Origin of the sequence: Streptomyces sp. NPDC093600 (assembly GCF_044764755.1) — a bacterium.
Lineage (GTDB): Bacteria > Actinomycetota > Actinomycetes > Streptomycetales > Streptomycetaceae > Streptomyces.
Genome location: NZ_JBIWIU010000006.1, coordinates 374,945 through 389,545, shown reverse-complemented (window position 1 = coordinate 389,545; position 14,601 = coordinate 374,945). Strand labels below are relative to the sequence as shown.

Annotated in this window: 14 protein-coding genes; 9 read left to right on the top strand and 5 right to left on the bottom strand. The window is 72.1% G+C overall.

The genetic code is table 11. The annotated features are described in order from the left end of the window. Positions 1-96: 96 nt before the first annotated feature. Complete coding sequence (locus ACIRB4_RS18350) at positions 97-1,380, bottom strand: streptophobe family protein (protein WP_403292393.1); 1,284 nt, start codon at positions 1,378-1,380, stop codon at positions 97-99. A gap of 492 nt (positions 1,381-1,872) precedes the next feature. Between ACIRB4_RS18350 and ACIRB4_RS18345 the strand changes: the two genes are divergently transcribed. Continuing rightward, on the top strand, positions 1,873-2,799 hold the full coding sequence (locus ACIRB4_RS18345; protein WP_403292392.1) for a DUF6777 domain-containing protein: 927 nt from the start codon (positions 1,873-1,875) through the stop codon (positions 2,797-2,799). 60 nt (positions 2,800-2,859) lie between these two features. On the opposite strand, the gene ACIRB4_RS18340 is transcribed toward ACIRB4_RS18345, so the two are convergent. Further along, the gene (locus ACIRB4_RS18340; protein WP_403292390.1) at positions 2,860-3,258 is read right to left on the bottom strand and encodes a nuclear transport factor 2 family protein; all 399 of its coding nucleotides are present in this window, start codon (positions 3,256-3,258) and stop codon (positions 2,860-2,862) included. A gap of 58 nt (positions 3,259-3,316) precedes the next feature. Continuing rightward, positions 3,317-3,751, bottom strand: a complete 435-nt coding sequence (locus ACIRB4_RS18335) for a VOC family protein (protein ID WP_403292389.1) — start codon at positions 3,749-3,751, stop codon at positions 3,317-3,319. 77 nt (positions 3,752-3,828) lie between these two features. Between ACIRB4_RS18335 and ACIRB4_RS18330 the strand changes: the two genes are divergently transcribed. Further along, positions 3,829-4,368 carry an FBP domain-containing protein gene (locus ACIRB4_RS18330; RefSeq protein ID WP_403292387.1) on the top strand — a complete coding sequence of 180 codons (540 nt, stop codon included), beginning with the start codon at positions 3,829-3,831 and terminating at the stop codon, positions 4,366-4,368. An 89-nt stretch (positions 4,369-4,457) separates the two neighbouring features. On the opposite strand, the gene ACIRB4_RS18325 is transcribed toward ACIRB4_RS18330, so the two are convergent. After that, positions 4,458-5,651, bottom strand: a complete 1,194-nt coding sequence (locus ACIRB4_RS18325) for an acyl-CoA dehydrogenase family protein (protein ID WP_403292385.1) — start codon at positions 5,649-5,651, stop codon at positions 4,458-4,460. Between the two features lie 137 nt (positions 5,652-5,788). Here ACIRB4_RS18325 and ACIRB4_RS18320 point away from each other — a divergent pair, with 137 nt between their 5' ends. The 5 genes from ACIRB4_RS18320 (at position 5,789) to ACIRB4_RS18300 (ending at position 10,641) form a co-directional block, all read left to right on the top strand. Continuing rightward, positions 5,789-6,973 (top strand): CaiB/BaiF CoA transferase family protein, encoded by a 1,185-nt coding sequence (locus tag ACIRB4_RS18320; protein WP_403292383.1) that lies wholly within the window; start codon positions 5,789-5,791, stop codon positions 6,971-6,973. A gap of 65 nt (positions 6,974-7,038) precedes the next feature. Then, positions 7,039-7,704, top strand: a complete 666-nt coding sequence (locus ACIRB4_RS18315; RefSeq protein ID WP_403292382.1) for a GntR family transcriptional regulator — start codon at positions 7,039-7,041, stop codon at positions 7,702-7,704. 352 nt (positions 7,705-8,056) lie between these two features. Next, positions 8,057-8,479, top strand: a complete 423-nt coding sequence (locus ACIRB4_RS18310) for a VOC family protein (RefSeq protein ID WP_403292381.1) — start codon at positions 8,057-8,059, stop codon at positions 8,477-8,479. A gap of 180 nt (positions 8,480-8,659) precedes the next feature. Continuing rightward, the gene (locus ACIRB4_RS18305; RefSeq protein WP_403292379.1) at positions 8,660-9,871 is read left to right on the top strand and encodes a glycoside hydrolase family 64 protein; all 1,212 of its coding nucleotides are present in this window, start codon (positions 8,660-8,662) and stop codon (positions 9,869-9,871) included. A gap of 86 nt (positions 9,872-9,957) precedes the next feature. Next, a complete protein-coding gene (locus ACIRB4_RS18300) occupies positions 9,958-10,641 on the top strand; it encodes a CBS domain-containing protein (RefSeq protein WP_403292377.1) in 684 nt (227 codons plus the stop codon). A gap of 213 nt (positions 10,642-10,854) precedes the next feature. Here the strand turns inward: ACIRB4_RS18300 and ACIRB4_RS18295 are convergent, their stop codons facing one another. Next, positions 10,855-11,154 carry a DUF1876 domain-containing protein gene (locus tag ACIRB4_RS18295; RefSeq protein WP_403292376.1) on the bottom strand — a complete coding sequence of 100 codons (300 nt, stop codon included), beginning with the start codon at positions 11,152-11,154 and terminating at the stop codon, positions 10,855-10,857. Positions 11,155-11,539: 385 nt separating this feature from the next. Here ACIRB4_RS18295 and ACIRB4_RS18290 point away from each other — a divergent pair, with 385 nt between their 5' ends. Both ACIRB4_RS18290 and ACIRB4_RS18285 read left to right on the top strand, forming a co-directional pair. Next, positions 11,540-13,189, top strand: coding sequence for a hypothetical protein (locus ACIRB4_RS18290; RefSeq protein WP_403292374.1), 1,650 nt, complete (start codon positions 11,540-11,542; stop codon positions 13,187-13,189). A gap of 90 nt (positions 13,190-13,279) precedes the next feature. Next, entirely contained in the window at positions 13,280-14,593 is a 1,314-nt protein-coding gene (locus tag ACIRB4_RS18285; RefSeq protein WP_403292372.1) for a Tm-1-like ATP-binding domain-containing protein, read from the top strand. The last annotated feature ends 8 nt before the right edge of the window (positions 14,594-14,601 follow it).

Genomic DNA, 14,601 nt, shown 5'->3' with positions numbered 1-14,601 from the left:
GGGCTGGCTGCACTCCTACAATCACCACCGCGGACACACCGCACTCGCAGGCAAACCGCCCGCCAGCCGCGTCCCCAACCTCACAGGGCAATACATCTAGGGCTTCTTGGGGTCCTTGGCGTCGACCTCGCCGCGGCGCCGGACCGGGCGGGCGAGCAGGGCGCCGAGGAAGCCCGCGACCAGACCCCAGAGCAGGGCGAGCCCGGCCGTCTTCCAGACGTGCGGGCGCAGCAGGACCTCGCCGCCGAGGGAGCCGAGGTCGCCGATGCCGAGGATGGAGAGACCGAATCGGGCCTCGACGAGCGTCACCGGGGCGACGACGAGGAGGGTCAGCGCGAAGGCGATCCCCAGGTGGACGGCGTGCTGCCAGAGGCGGATCCGGGCCGGTGAGCGGACGGCCGCGACGAAGGCGGCCCCGATCAGCAGGGCGGCGGCGATGGGCAGCAGCCACCAGGCTCGGCCGTCGTGGGCGGCCAGCGAGGAGAGGTCGACCGTGGAGAGGCCTGCGCCGTCCGGTGTGCGCAGCACCGAGTCGAGGATCTGCGGCATGGGCAGCCCGAACGGCCCTTCCGCCCTGCCTTCCCAGGAGCCTCCGATGCCGACACCGAGGGCGAGCCAGGTGACGTTGGGCAGGCCGAGCAGGAGAACGGCGAGGGTCTCGGCCGCGTGGCCCCTGGTGGCGGCGACGACCACGCCGACGACCAGGCCGATCAGGACGTACGCGAGGAGCAGGAGGAGCATCGCGAAGGCGGCCGGGCGGACGGGCTCGTGGTAGCGGACGAACCGGGGCGGCAGCGGGGTGCGCCGCGAGACCAGGAGCGCGACCAGGAGCACGCCGAGGATCCACAGGAGCCCGAAGAAGAGGGTGGGGCCGAGGTCGGTACGGAAGCCGACGGTGGGGTTCGCCGCTTCGAGAAGGTCGCCGAAGAGGTCGGCCAGGGCATCCTGTTCCTCGCCGCCGCCGATCGTGATGCGGAAGTCGTGGCGGGCGAGGGCGGAGAGTCCGGCGAGCGCGGCGAGCCAGAGCACGACGGTGCGGGCGGCCCGGGCCGGGAGTTCGTGGGGGCGGGCGACCGCGTGGTGGCGCAGGGGGCGCAGGAAGCAGAAGCCGGTGACCAGTGCGCCCACCAGGGTGACGGTGAGGGGCATGGCGGTCAGTTCGGCGTCCGTACCGGCGAGGGCTCCGGCGTCGCCGGAGAGGTCGACCTGTCCGCCGACGGCCATGACGACGACCGCGGCGACGACGGAGGGGAAGCCGCCTGGCAGATCCGCGGCTCCGGCGGCCCAGAGGCCCAGGGCGGCCGTGACGGCCATCGCGAGGAATCCGGCCAGCACTGCGGCCAGCGCCTCTGCCCAGGCTCGGGCGGGGTGACTGCTCACCCGGCTCACGCTAGTACCGGTGGCGGATGTCCGCTTGCGGGCGGCGCCTGTTCCGCGCACACAATGGGCGCGGATCGGAAGAAAGGGAAAAACGTGACTTCCCACCCGCCGTCCGGCCGCCCCTCGGTTCCTCCGACAGGCCCGCCTTCGGGTCCTCTCTCCGGCCCGGGCGCTCGCCCAGGGCCGCCAGGCCCCCCGCCACCCACCGGACCGCCCTACGGCGGCTCCGGTGGCGGTCCGGGCGGTCCGGGCGGCTCCGGTGGGGGTCCGGGCGGTGGTTCCGGGGGTGGGCCGACCGACGGTGACGCGGGGGACGACCGCGGCGGTGCCGGCGGCGGCAGGCCCGGCGGGGGCGGGGGTGGGCCGTGGTGGCGTTCGGTTCCCAAGGTCGCTTCGGCCACCGCCGTCCTGGTCGCGGCGGTCGCGCTGATCGTCGTCCTCACCCGTTCGGGCGGGGACGGCGGCGGCGGCGGTACGGCTTCCGGCGGCGAGGTGTTCCTCCAGAACGCCTCCGCCACGGGCCCCGATCCGTTCACCAAATCGACGGCCCGCACCACCGACGCCGGGCAGTCCCCCGCCCCGCTGCCCAGCCCGTCACGGCCGGCCGACGCCACCGCCACGCGCAGCGTCGCCGGATCCGCGCCGGGCCTGTACGGCGGTACGCGGCGGGTGGCGAGCTGCGACGTCGAGCAGCAGGTCCGCTATCTGGCCGAAGAGCCCGCCAAGAACGCGGCCTTCGCCTCGGTCGTCGGCGTCGCGGCCGACGGAGTCCCCGGCTATCTGCGCTCCCTGACACCGCTGCAGCTCCGCGTCGACACACGGGTCACCAACCACGGCTTCAGGGGCGGCGCCCCCACCTCGTACCAGGCGGTGCTCCAGGCCGGTACGGCGGTGCTGGTCGACGCGCGCGGGGTGCCACGGGTCCGGTGCGCGTGCGGGAACCCGCTGAAGGAGCCGGTCGCCCAGAGGGCGCCGAGGACGATCGGGGGCGCCTGGCCGGGCTATCAGCCCTCACAGGTGGTCGTCGTGGCGCCCGCCGTGACGGTCGTGAAGGTCTTCGTCGTCTACGACCCCGAGAACGACGGCTGGTTCGCCCGGAAGCCGGGCGACACCGGGCGGCAGGACACGCCGACCTCTCCACCGCCGACGCCCCCGTCCCCGTCCGTCTCGGACCTCGTCACGGGTTCGCCGACGGAGACATCGGAGTCCCCGCCCGCGCCGGTCACCTCGGACTCCGCCACCTCGGTCTCGCCCGCCCCCGAGTCACCCGAGACGGCGACGTCACCGGCGGCGGAGACCACGGTCACCGACCAGTCGTCACTGGACCAGTCCGCCTCGCTCGAGAGCCCCCCGCCCGGCGATCCCGAGACCGATTCCCCGCAGAACTCTCCGCAGTCACCACCGGACACCGCTCCCTAGCCGGGACCGCCGCACACGGGGCCTGCCGGACTGAGCGGCCTGCGCGACGGCCGGTCGCGGTCAGGGCTGGTCGTACCAGGAGAAGGCCGCGATCCGCCAGCCCTCCGGAGAGCGGACGAACTGGATGGTCTTGGTCCCGCCCCCTTCGAACGGCTCCCCGTCCAAGATCCCGGACTTGCGGTACTCGCCGAACCGCGACGCGATATCGCCCACGATCTCGGTCCGCTCGGAGGTCTCCCACTCGGAGAACTCGACCAGCCGCCCCTCGGTCAGCACGCGCCGGCGAGGCTCGATGAACTCGTCGACGGTGTAGACGGTGAAGTCCGGACCGGTCATGACGATCACGCCACCCGGGACGACCAGTCGGCGGATCCGATCCAGATCGGGAGTCTTGCCGCCCCGGTTGTCGAAGGCATCGAAGAATTCGGCGGTCACCATGTCTATCTCGGTCTTGGACATGGTGACGACGCTAACACCGCAGGACGGCCCGCCATCGGCAATGGGACGAGCAGGCCTCCTAGTGCGGCCCGAAGTCGGGCAAGGTCAGGGTGCCGTCGTCCGCGAGGGGGAAGCCGGGGTTGTGGGCGATCTCCCAGGCGTGGCCGTCGGGGTCCAGGAAGACACCGGCGTAGCCGCCGTACGAGGTGGAGGCGGCCGGGCGGGTGACGGTGGCGCCCGCCTGGTGGGCCGCCGTCAGGAGCGCGTCGACCTCGGCGGGCGAGCGGACGTTGTGGGCCAGGGCGATGCCGCCGAAACCGTCGGTGGGCGTGGCGGGGACGCCACAGTCCGCGGCGAGCTTGTCGCGGCCCCACAGGACCAGGCCGAGGCCGCCCGCCTGGAAGAAGACGGTCTCCTCGACCTCCTGGCCCCTCCAGCCGAGGCTCTCGTAGAAGGCGCGGGCGCGGGCCAGGTCGGTGACGCCGAGGGTGATGAGACTGATGCGCTGTTCCATGGCTTCAACGTAGCGGCGCCCTGCCCCCTCGTACCCCGCTCGGCACCGTTCACCGTGACGGTGCGAGCGAAAATCGGATGCCGCCCCCACGAAGTGTGTGTACCGTCCAACGAGTGGAACCTCTTACCGACCGACAGATCCGCTCGTCCTTCGTGAACTGCACGAAGGGTGAGGCGAGCCGGCTCCGACTGCCGCTCGACTTCGCCGAACTTCCCTGGCAGGACCTCGACTTCCTCGGCTGGGTCGACCCCGGCGCGCCGCTGCGCGCCCATCTGGTCGTCCCCCGCGAGGACGGGCCGCTCGGCATCACGCTGAGGGTGCCGGGCATGAGCCGCACCAGCGCGGTCAAGTCCAGTCTCTGCCAGGTCTGCCTGACGGGTCACGCCTCGTCCGGTGTCACCCTGCTCGCGGCGCCGCTCGCCGGCAGCCGCGGACGTGAGGGGAACACGGTGGGCATCTACGTCTGCGCCGACCTGGCCTGTTCCCTGTACGTCCGCGGCAAGCGGCAGCCCAGGCTGAGGGCGGGCCGCCAGGAGGAGTCCCTCGCGCCGGAGGAGCGGATCGACCGGATGATGGCCAATCTGAACGCGTTCCTCGCGAAGGTGACGGCCGGCTAGGCGCTGCCTGGTGGAGCAGGCCATGGCCGGTGGGCCCGTCGAGTTCGGCGCGGCGCCCCGCCAGGGGGCCTGGGAAGGGCCGGGCGGTGTCAGCGGAAGGCGGCCTCGCCCGTGAGGGCCTTGCCGACGACCAGGGAGTGCACCTCGCTGGTGCCCTCGTAGGTGAGCACCGACTCCAGGTTGTTGGCGTGGCGCATCACCGGGTACTCCAGGGTGATGCCGTTGGCACCCAGGATCGTGCGGCACTCGCGGGCGATCGCGATCGCCTCGCGCACGTTGTTGAGCTTGCCGACGCTGACCTGCTCGGGCGTCAGCCGCCCGGCGTCCTTGAGCCGGCCGAGGTGGAGGGCGAGGAGCATGCCCTTGCCCAGTTCCAGGGCCATGTCGGCGAGCTTCTGCTGGGTGAGCTGGTAGGAGGCGAGGGACCTCTCGAAGACGATGCGGTCGCCGGCGTAGGAGATGGCCGTCTCCAGGCAGTCGCGGGCCGCGCCGAGGGCGCCGAAGACGATGCCGAAACGGGCCTCGTTGAGGCAGCCGAGCGGTCCGGACAGACCCCGGGCCGCCGGAAGCATCGCGTCGGCCGGCAGCCGTACGTCCTGGAGAACCAGTTCACTGGTGACGCTGGCCCGCAGGGACAGCTTCTGCTTGATCTCCGGGGCGGTGAAGCCCGGGGTGCCCGCGGGCACCAGGAAGCCGCGGACGCCGTCGTCGGTCCTGGCCCAGACGACGGCGACGTCGGCGACCGATCCGTTGGTGATCCACATCTTGGTGCCGTTGAGCACCCAGTCCCCGCCATCCCGCTTGGCGTGGGTACGCATGGCTCCGGGGTCGGAACCGGCGTCCGGCTCGGTGAGCCCGAAGCAGCCGATGTACTCGCCTGCCGCCATACCGGGCAGCCACCGCTGCTTCTGCTCCTCGGAGCCGTACTCCCAGATCGCGTACATGGCGAGGGAGCCCTGCACGGACACCAGGCTGCGCAGGCCGGAGTCGACGGCCTCCAGCTCCAGGCAGGCGAGGCCGTACGCGACGGCGTTGGTGCCGGCGCAGCCGTAGCCCTCCAGGTGCATGCCGAGCACGCCGATGCCGCCGAGTTCACGGGCGAGTTCGCGGGCCGGAACGGCGCCGTGCTCGAACCATTCGGCGACGCGCGGGCGCAGTTCGCGGTCCGCCATGGCCCGGACGGTCCGGCGGATCTCGCGCTCCTCGTCGGTCAGCAGGCCGTCGATGGCGAGCAGATCGAAAGGGTGGACGGGTGACGACTTCGACGCGGCGGGCGACTTCACGGACGGCCTCCAAGCGGCTGCGGCAACACGGCGTGCCGAAGCCTAGCCGGATATTGGATTTTGGATCCAGTATTGAATATCCGTTCTGCGCTGCGTACGTTCGCCGTGGATCCGATCACCGGCGGAGGAGAAGCGGGATGCGCGCAGATCGACCGGAGACGCCGGGTACGCCGAGCCGGGGCGCCCTGTCCGGGATCGTCGTCGCCGACTTCGGCCGGGTGCTCGCCGGACCGTACATGACGATGCTCCTCGCCGACCTCGGCGCCGACGTCATCAAGATCGAGCGGCCCGGCTCCGGTGACGACACCCGCGCGTGGGGCCCGCCCTTCGCCGGCGGCGAGGCGACGTACTTCCTCGGAGTGAACCGCAACAAGCGGTCCATCGCCCTCGATCTGACGGACCCGGTGGACCGGGAGACGGCCCGGGCCGTCGTCGACCGGGCCGACGTCCTGGTCGAGAACTTCCGCCCCGGGACCATGGAGAAGCTGGGCCTGGGCCACGAGGAGGTACGGGCCTCCAACCCGGGGCTCGTCTACTGCTCGGTGACCGGATTCGGCTCGGCCGAGGGCGCCCGCCTTCCCGGCTACGACCTCCTCGTCCAGGCCATGGGCGGGCTGATGAGTGTCACGGGGGAGCCCGGCGGCCAGGGGACGAAGGCGGGCGTCGCACTCGTCGACGTCATCACCGGACTGCACGCGGGCCTCGGCATCCTCGCGGCCCTGCGCCACCGGGAACGTACCGGAGAGGGGCAGCGGATCGAGGTCTCCCTGCTCACCTCCCTCCTGTCCGCGCTCACCAACCAGTCGGCGGCCTACCTCGGCGCCGGGGTCGTCCCACGGGCCATGGGCAACCTGCATCCGAGCATCGCCCCGTACGAGGTCTTCGAGGCGAAGGACCGGCCGCTGGTGCTCGCCGTGGGCAACGACCGGCAGTTCCGTACGCTCTGCGAACGGATCGGGCTCCCCGGCCTCGCCGACGACCCCCGGTTCGCGGCCAACACCGCCCGGGTGGCGCACCGCGAGGAGCTGGCCGAGGCGCTCGCGGGTCCGCTCGCGGGGCGGACCGCCGAGAGCTGGTTCGAGGAACTGACGGCGGCCGGGGTGCCGTGCGGCCCGATCAACGACCTGGCGGCGGCCTTCGAGCTCGCCGGCCGGCTCGGCCTCGACCCCCGGGTCCCCGCCGACCTTGCCGGGCCCGGTCAGGTGGCCCATCCGATCGCGCTCGACGCCACTCCGCCCGTGTACCACCGCCCTCCCCCGCGCCTCGGGGAGCACACGGAGGCCCTGCTCGATGAGCTGGGGCTGCCGCCTCGTACGCCATAGGAAGATGTACGGCACCGGCGGCGCGTGTCAGGCCGGTAAGCGATGCACAAGAAAGGTCACAGGCGATGAGCAGCGCGGTACAGAAGCGGCGGCCGCCGACCGCCCAGCAGTTCGTCCTGGAGGAGCTGCGGCGCGCCATCACCAGCGGGCAGCTCAGGCCGGGCGGTCAGATCCGGCAGGACGCGCTCGCGGCGCGGCTCAACGTGAGCCGGGTGCCGCTGCGCGAGGCGCTGAAGACCCTGGAGGCCGAGGGGCTCGTGGTGCACCACGTCCACCGGGGCTACTTCGTCGCCGAGCTGTCGCTGGACGACCTGGAGGAGATCTACCGCATCCGCGACCTCCTGGAGACGGAGGCCGTCCGTGTCGCCATGGCAAGGTCCGAGGACGGGCTGACCGCCGCGCTCGAGAAGATCCAGCGGGAGGTGGAACGCGCCGCCGACGCCGGTGACGTGACGGAGATGGCCGCGGCCAACCGCCGCTTCCACTTCACGCTGGTCGAGGCGTCCGGGATGCCCCGGCTGGTCCGGCTGATCGCGACCCTGTGGGACGCCACCGACGCGTACCGGTCGCTGTACTACACCGAGGTTCCCCACCGCGAGCTCGCCGTGCGCGAGCACCGGGCGGTCATCTCCGCGGTCCGTCACGGCGACACGGACGCCGCCCTCCGCTGGCTCCACGAACACCGCGCGCACGCGGTCGCGGCGCTCCGCGACATCCTCGACCTGGAGTGATCCGTGTCGGGCCCTGGCCCGCGTCGGCCCCCGGTTCACGTCGACCTGAAGCGAGCGCACGCCGACCCCAGGTTCACGTCGCCCGGAAGCGAGCGCACGGCGCCCCCGGCCCGCGCGACCGGAAGCGAGCTCACGTCGGCCGGGAAACGGCGTTGCCCCGGTGGGCGGGCGACACTAGGGTCGATCATGTGACTGCCGGGTCGGCCATGGGCCATGCACGAGTGGGGCTCCCGGCCTCGGCATGAGCGCGAGGCGGGCCAGAGGCCCGCCCCCTTTCTCCGCGTCTTCGCACCGGTGCCCGCCTTCGCGGCGCCCCGCCTCAGCAGACCCACCGACCCGGAGAGACCACCCCATGCCTGATGACCAGAAGACCGCGGCCGAGCCGCCGGTCGAGACCGTCCAGCTCAACCACACCGTCGTCCACGCCCGCGACCGCAGGCTGTCGGCCGAGTTCCTCGCCACCGTTCTCGGGCTGGAGGTCGGCGCGCCGTTCGGACCGTTCCTGCCCGTCGACCTCGGCAACGGCGTGACGCTCGACTACTACGAGCTGACCGACGAGCCGATCCAGTCGCAGCACTACGCGTTCCTCGTGCCCGAAGCACAGTTCGACACCATGATCGCCCGCCTGGAGGCGGCCGGCGTCACCTACTACGCCGACCCCCACCACACCGAACCGGGCAGGACCAACCGTCTGTTCGGGGGCCGCGGCGCGTACTTCGACGACCCCGACGGCCACAACATGGAGATCATGACCCGGCCGTACGCCCGCCCCTAGCGTTCCAGCGAGCCACTCCGGCGCCGCCCCTGCCTCTCGACCGCGACGGTCTCCTGAGGCAGGGGCGGCCGGTGACGCGGAGATGTCCAAACCATTGACAGGCTCACAACATTCTCACCATTCTGAGAGCGCTCTCAAAGCGTGCTCCCCCACGATCCCCCCACCCCCGAGGAGCTCCCCATGCCCTCCAGCCATCGCCGCAAGCTTCGCCTGCTCGCCCCGCTCGCCGTCGCCGCGCTGATGGGCACCGCCCTCAGCGTGGCCGGCCCCTCGCCCACCGTCCGGGCCGCCGCCGTCCCCAGCACCATTCCGCTCACCTTCACCAACAACTCGGGCCGCGGCGAGCAGGTCTACGTCTACAACCTCGGCACCGAGCTCTCCACCGGCCGCCAGGGCTGGGCCGACGCGAACGGCACCTTCCACCCGTGGCCCGCCGGAGGCTCGACCCCCGTCCCCGCCCCCGACGCCTCGATCACGGGACCGGCCGCCGGCGCGTCCATGACGATCCGGCTGCCGAAGTTCTCGGGTCGGATCTACTTCAGCTACGGACAGAAGCTCGTCTTCAAGCTCGCCACGGGCGGTCTCGTCCAGCCCGCGGTCCAGAACCCGAGCGACCCCAACCGGAACATCCTGTTCAACTGGTCCGAGTACACGCTCAACGACTCGGGCCTGTGGATCAACAGCACCCAGGTGGACATGTTCTCCGCGCCGTACGCCGTCGGCGTCAAGCGCCCGGACGGGAGCGTCGCGAGCACCGGCCGGCTCAAGCCGGGCGGCTACCGTGGCTTCTTCGCCGCGCTGCGGGGCCAGCCCGGCGGCTGGGCGAACCTCGTCCAGACCCGCCCCGACGGCACCGTGCTGCGCGCGCTGGCACCGGGGCACGGCATCGAGGCGGGGGCGCTTCCCGCGAACGTCATGAACGACTACATCAACCGCGTCTGGACGAAGTACGCCACCTCCACCCTGACGGTGACCCCCTTCGCGAACCAGCCGTCGGTGAAGTACTACGGCCGGGTCTCCGGCAACGTCATGAACTTCACCAACGGCTCCGGGGCGCTCGTCACGTCGTTCCAGAAGCCCGACTCCGACAGCGTCTTCGGCTGCTACAAGCTGCTCGACGCCCCGAACGACCAGGTCCGCGGCCCCATCTCCCGTACGCTGTGCGCCGGTTACAACCGCTCCACCCTGCTGACCAACCCGAACCAGCCGGACACCTCGTCGGCCGGGTTCTACAAGGACGTGGTGACCAACCACTACTCCCGCAAGATCCACGCCCAGATGGTGGACGGCAAGGCGTACGGCTTCGCCTTCGACGACGTGGGCGCGCACGAGTCGCTGGTGCACGACGGCGACCCCCGGCAGGCGTACGTCACGCTCGACCCGTTCGACTAGGAACGGTCCGGCCCGGCCGTACCCGGGCTCCTGCCTCCATGTGAGGGATCATGGACGCAGGAGCGGAGAAAGGGACGGGACCGACCATGAGGCACCGCAGTGTGGCCGACCTGATGACGCCGACCGCGGTGGCGGTGCAGCCGGGGACCCCGTTCAAGGAGATCGCGCGGCTGCTCGACGAGTACGGGATCACCGCCGTTCCGGTCGTCGACGAGGCGCACCGTCCGATCGGTGTCGTGTCCGAGGCGGACCTGCTGCGGCGGCACACCGCGAAGGACGGGCCCAGCACCGCCGAGGCCATGATGTCCAGCCCGGTGGTGGTGGCGCGGCCCTCGTGGACGGCGGTCGAGGCGGCCCGGGTCATGGAACGGCACCGGGTCAAGCGGCTGCCGGTGGTGGACTCGGACGGGCAGCTCATCGGGGTCCTCAGCCGCAGCGATCTGCTGCAGTTGTTCCTGCGGCGGGACCGGGCGATCCAGGAGGAGATCGTCGAGGACGTGGTCACCCGCATCCTCCGGCTCTCCCCCGCCGCGCTCCACATCGACGTCGAAGAGGGCAGGGTGACGCTCAGCGGCACCCTGCCGAGCAAGAACCTCGCGCCGGTCTTCGTACGGCTCTGCGAGGACGTGGACGGGGTCGTGGAGGTCGTCGACCGCCTCACGTACGACGACGAGGAGGCCGCGGCCGAGCCCTCGGGCCGGGCCGGGGTCACGGTGGAGGGTCACGGTCCGCGGCCCGCCGAGGACGCGACGGCGACGCCGGAGGCCTGACCGCCGGGACCTCCGGTCACGGGTCACGGGTCACGGCGACTGGCCGCCGGCGCGTGACCGGACCCAGTCGGCGCCTGACCGCGCCCGCCCTGGCGTTACCGGGCTCGCCGGCGCATCGCCAGGCTCGTCGGCGGGTGGCCGAGCCGTCGCCCGCATGGCCGGGCCCGCCGGCGCGTGGCCGACGGGCCCGGTCGCCTGGGCGATCCCGTCCGGTCAGGAGACCGCCTCCGGCCAGCCGTATCCGGGGCCGGTGTGCTGGGGGACCGTCCCCGCGCCCGCCGCCTCCATCTCGCGGTTGGCCTCCCGCATCAGCTGTCCGGCCAGATCCTTCATGGCCCGGCTCGCGGCGAGCTCGTCGCCGATCGCCGGGACGTCCACGTCGGCCGGGTTGCACCGTGCGCTGCCGCGGCCCGTGAGGTGCGACGTGCCGGTGTCAAGATGCGCCTCGGCCCTGGTCCTGCCGTCCTCCTCGACCAGCTCCAGGCCGACCGTCCACTCAAGGGTCCGTGTCATGGTCTGCCTCCTCGCGACGTCGGGCCGCGTGGGACGGCCCACACGCCCCTTCCTCCTCCCAGGATCCATCCACGCGCGCGTGAGCGCGACGTGACAGAGAGGAGGCTCCGACGGGAGAAGGCTCTCGCGGGCCGGCGGCAGGGGAACCGGCGCGGCGAGGGTCAGGACTCGAATCACGACGAGCCCGCGACGGCGAGACAGCCGGCCACCGTGATCCGTGGCGCCCCGCACCCGGCAGGCGACCCCGGCGGCCGCATCCGCGGTGACCGTCATCACATATTTCGCGATGAGCCGACGTCAGATTGCTAGCGTGAGTGGCCCCTATGACTGATGAGCAGTCAGTTACGCACTGACCAGCTCGTTCTCCAGCGAAAGGCCCCTCACCATGAGACTACGGTCGCGCCCCACGCGCCTGGCCGTCGGAGCGGTACTGGCCGGCGCGGTGCTCTCCGGGATCGTCCCCTCCAGCGCGGTCGCCTCGCCGCCCACGGCGACGTCGGCGGTCACGGCCGACGAGCCCGTGGAGAGCATGCCGGACGACGGCTTCGTCAGCGAACCGGAGGGCGAGCAGGACGACCTGGCCGGTACGCAGACTCCGGCGGACACGCAGGCGCTGGGGGCGGTGCTCCCCGGCCGGGCCGAGGACTTCCGGCTGGAGGCGGGGCCCTCCCTGACCGGTCTGGTGAACCAGCTGGACGCGGCGCTGCCCAAGCAGGGCGTGACCAAGCTGATGGAGCAGGCGAACCGGACGGCGGACTGGGACGACGCCTGCGGCACCGCCGGCATCTACGGCCCCGACCTCACCCCGCACCACCGTGTCTGCTGGGAGACCGACGACGCGACCTCCTCCGAGTGGATCCCCCAGGCCATCACCGGCGTCTCCGACGCCGTGGAGGACGAGGACTGGGGCGCCTCCCCCTCCGACCCCATCGCCGTGGGCTCCTACGACGCGCAGAACCCCGGCCGTGGCGACTACGCCTCGCAAGCCGACGACTGCCTCAAGGACACCGCGTCCGACGCCTGCAACGAGAAGGGCGTCCGCGTCAGCCTCTTCAACCAGGCCACCAAGAAGTATCGCCACGTCCTGCTGGTCTGGCCGTACCTGAACTCGAAGAACAACATCTCCTTCGACGCCCTCCACGCGCGCGAGGGGACGTGCACGACCACCGTGACGGAGAGCTGCGCGGCGCAGAAGGGCATCCACGCCGGCGGGATGGTCTGGTACGGCAACTACCTCTACGTCGCCGACACCTTCAACGGTATGCGGGTCTTCGACTTCCGCAAGATCATGGACCTCAACCCCGACGGCAACGCCGCCGTCGACGACCCGACGCCGGACGGTCTGGTCAGCGACGTCGCGGACAAGAAGCGGATCGGCCGGCAGAACAACGTCTGGTACGGCTACGGCTACCGGTACGTCATGCCGCAGGTGGCCACACTGCGGTTCACCACTCCGAAGCCCGCCGGGGACACGTCCGAGAACCAGTGCTACGCCACCGGCCGCCCGAAGGCGTCGTACGTCTCCCTCGACCGCACCGACGCGCATCACCTGATCCTCGGCGAGTACTGCAACACCAACGCGGGCGGCGACAGCCGCGGTCGCGTGGGCACGTACCCGATGGCGGCGCTGACCGCCGCGGTCGAGGGCGCGCCGGGTACGGTCGCGAACGCGGATCTCGCCTACGGACTGCCGTCGGGCCCGGCGTTCGACGGCGAGGCGTTGTGGCACAAGATCCAGGGCGTCACGCGGTACCAGGGCAAGTGGTACTTCCACCGCAGCAACGCCGTCGAGAACGGCCGTCTGCTCCAGGCGACCCCGGGCACGGTCGACGGTACGACTCAGCTCGTCGCCAACCCGAAGGTGCTGCGGTCCTCCATCGGGCCGGAAGACCTGTACCTGGCGCACGGGCGCGGGGACGGACTTCCCCCGCGGCTGTGGTCCCTGAGCGAGCACGCACCCAGCAAGTGCGGCGCGTGCAAGCGTGAGCTGTACGGCTACGACATGGGCGAGGTCATCGCAGGCTTCGCCTCCTAGAGGGCGGCAAGACACCCCCCAGGCGCGCGGTCCTGGTGATTCTCGGTCACGCTCTTGTGTTCGCGCCATGTGCCCCGGGACAGTACGGGGATGGCGGTCGTTGTGCTGGTGGGGACCCTGGACACCAAAGGGCTGGAGTACGGCTGGCTGCGGGAGCGGCTGCTGGAGCAGGGCGTCGAGGTCGTGGTGGTGGACGCCGGGGTGATCGGCGCGCCGCGGAGCCACGCGGACGTCCCGCGCGCCGAGGTGGCTCGTGCGGCGGGGGCGGATCTGGAGCGGTTGCGCGCCGAGGGCGACCGTGGCGCGGCGGTGACGACGATGGCCCGGGGCGCCGCCGAGATCGTGCTGCGGCTGTACGCGGAAGGCCGGCTGCACGGGGTGCTGGCCATCGGCGGCAGCGGCGGTACGTCTCTCGCGACGCGGGCGATGCGGGCTCTGCCGCTCGGGGTGCCGAAGGTGATGGTCTCCTCGATGGCCTCGGGTGACGTCTCGCCGTACATCGGCTCCGCGGACATCACGATGATGTACAGCGTGGTCGACATCGCCGGGGTGAACCGCCTGTCGGCTCCGATCCTGGCGAACGCCGTCGACGCGGTCGCCGCCATGGCGCGTGGTTTCGCCGCCGCCTCCGGCTCCCGGGCCGTACGGCCTGCCGACCTCGGCCGACGCGGTTCGAACGGCGAGGACGGCAGGCCCGGTGGGGTCGGCGGGGCTTTCGGGGAGGACGACGGCGACGCCCGGCCGCTGATAGCCGCGAGCATGGCCGGGGTGACGACGCCCGGCGTCGACGCGGCCCGCGGGTGGCTCACCGAGCGCGGCTATGAGGTGCTGGTCTTCCACGCCAGCGGCACGGGCGGGCGCACCCTCGAATCGCTCGCGGATCAGCGGCTGTTCGCGGGTGTGCTGGATCTGACGCTCTGCGAGCTGGCCGACGACCTCTGCGGGGGCATCCTGACGGCGGGCCCGGACCGGCTTCTCGCCGCCGGGCGCCGCGGTGTCCCCCAGGTGGTGAGCCCCGGCGCGCTGGACATGGTGAAGTTCGGCCCGCTCGACACCGTCCCCGCGCGCGTGCGGGACCGCGACGTGCGCGTGCACAACCCCTCCATCAGCGTGGTCCGTACGACGCCGCAGGAGTGCGCCGAACTCGGCAGGCGCGTCGCCGCGAAGCTGCGGGAGGCCACGGGGCCGACCGCGGTGTGCCTGCCGCTGCGCGGGCTGTCGACGCTGGGGGCGCCGGGCCAGCCGTACCACGATCCGGCCACGGACGGCGTCCTCTTCGACGCCCTGAGGGACGGGCTGCGGGGCAGCTCGGTCGACGTGGTCGAGATCGACGCCCACATCAACGAGCCGTCGTTCGCCCACGCGGCGGCGGATCTGCTGCACCGGATGGTGACCACCCTCTAGCCCGCCGG

Excerpts from the sequence above, each read along its gene's own strand:
- ACIRB4_RS18290 (WP_403292374.1), top strand. The coding sequence starts at position 11,540 with ATGAGACTACGGTCGCGCCCCACGCGCCTGGCCGTCGGAGCGGTACTG.
- ACIRB4_RS18330 (WP_403292387.1), top strand. The coding sequence starts at position 3,829 with ATGCCGCCCCCACGAAGTGTGTGTACCGTCCAACGAGTGGAACCTCTT.
- ACIRB4_RS18295 (WP_403292376.1), bottom strand. The coding sequence starts at position 11,154 with ATGACACGGACCCTTGAGTGGACGGTCGGCCTGGAGCTGGTCGAGGAG.
- ACIRB4_RS18335 (WP_403292389.1), bottom strand. The coding sequence starts at position 3,751 with ATGGAACAGCGCATCAGTCTCATCACCCTCGGCGTCACCGACCTGGCC.
- ACIRB4_RS18300 (WP_403292377.1), top strand. The coding sequence starts at position 9,958 with ATGAGGCACCGCAGTGTGGCCGACCTGATGACGCCGACCGCGGTGGCG.
- ACIRB4_RS18305 (WP_403292379.1), top strand. The coding sequence starts at position 8,660 with ATGCCCTCCAGCCATCGCCGCAAGCTTCGCCTGCTCGCCCCGCTCGCC.
- ACIRB4_RS18285 (WP_403292372.1), top strand. The coding sequence starts at position 13,280 with ATGGCGGTCGTTGTGCTGGTGGGGACCCTGGACACCAAAGGGCTGGAG.
- ACIRB4_RS18310 (WP_403292381.1), top strand. The coding sequence starts at position 8,057 with ATGCCTGATGACCAGAAGACCGCGGCCGAGCCGCCGGTCGAGACCGTC.
- ACIRB4_RS18320 (WP_403292383.1), top strand. The coding sequence starts at position 5,789 with ATGCGCGCAGATCGACCGGAGACGCCGGGTACGCCGAGCCGGGGCGCC.
- ACIRB4_RS18315 (WP_403292382.1), top strand. The coding sequence starts at position 7,039 with ATGAGCAGCGCGGTACAGAAGCGGCGGCCGCCGACCGCCCAGCAGTTC.
- ACIRB4_RS18340 (WP_403292390.1), bottom strand. The coding sequence starts at position 3,258 with ATGTCCAAGACCGAGATAGACATGGTGACCGCCGAATTCTTCGATGCC.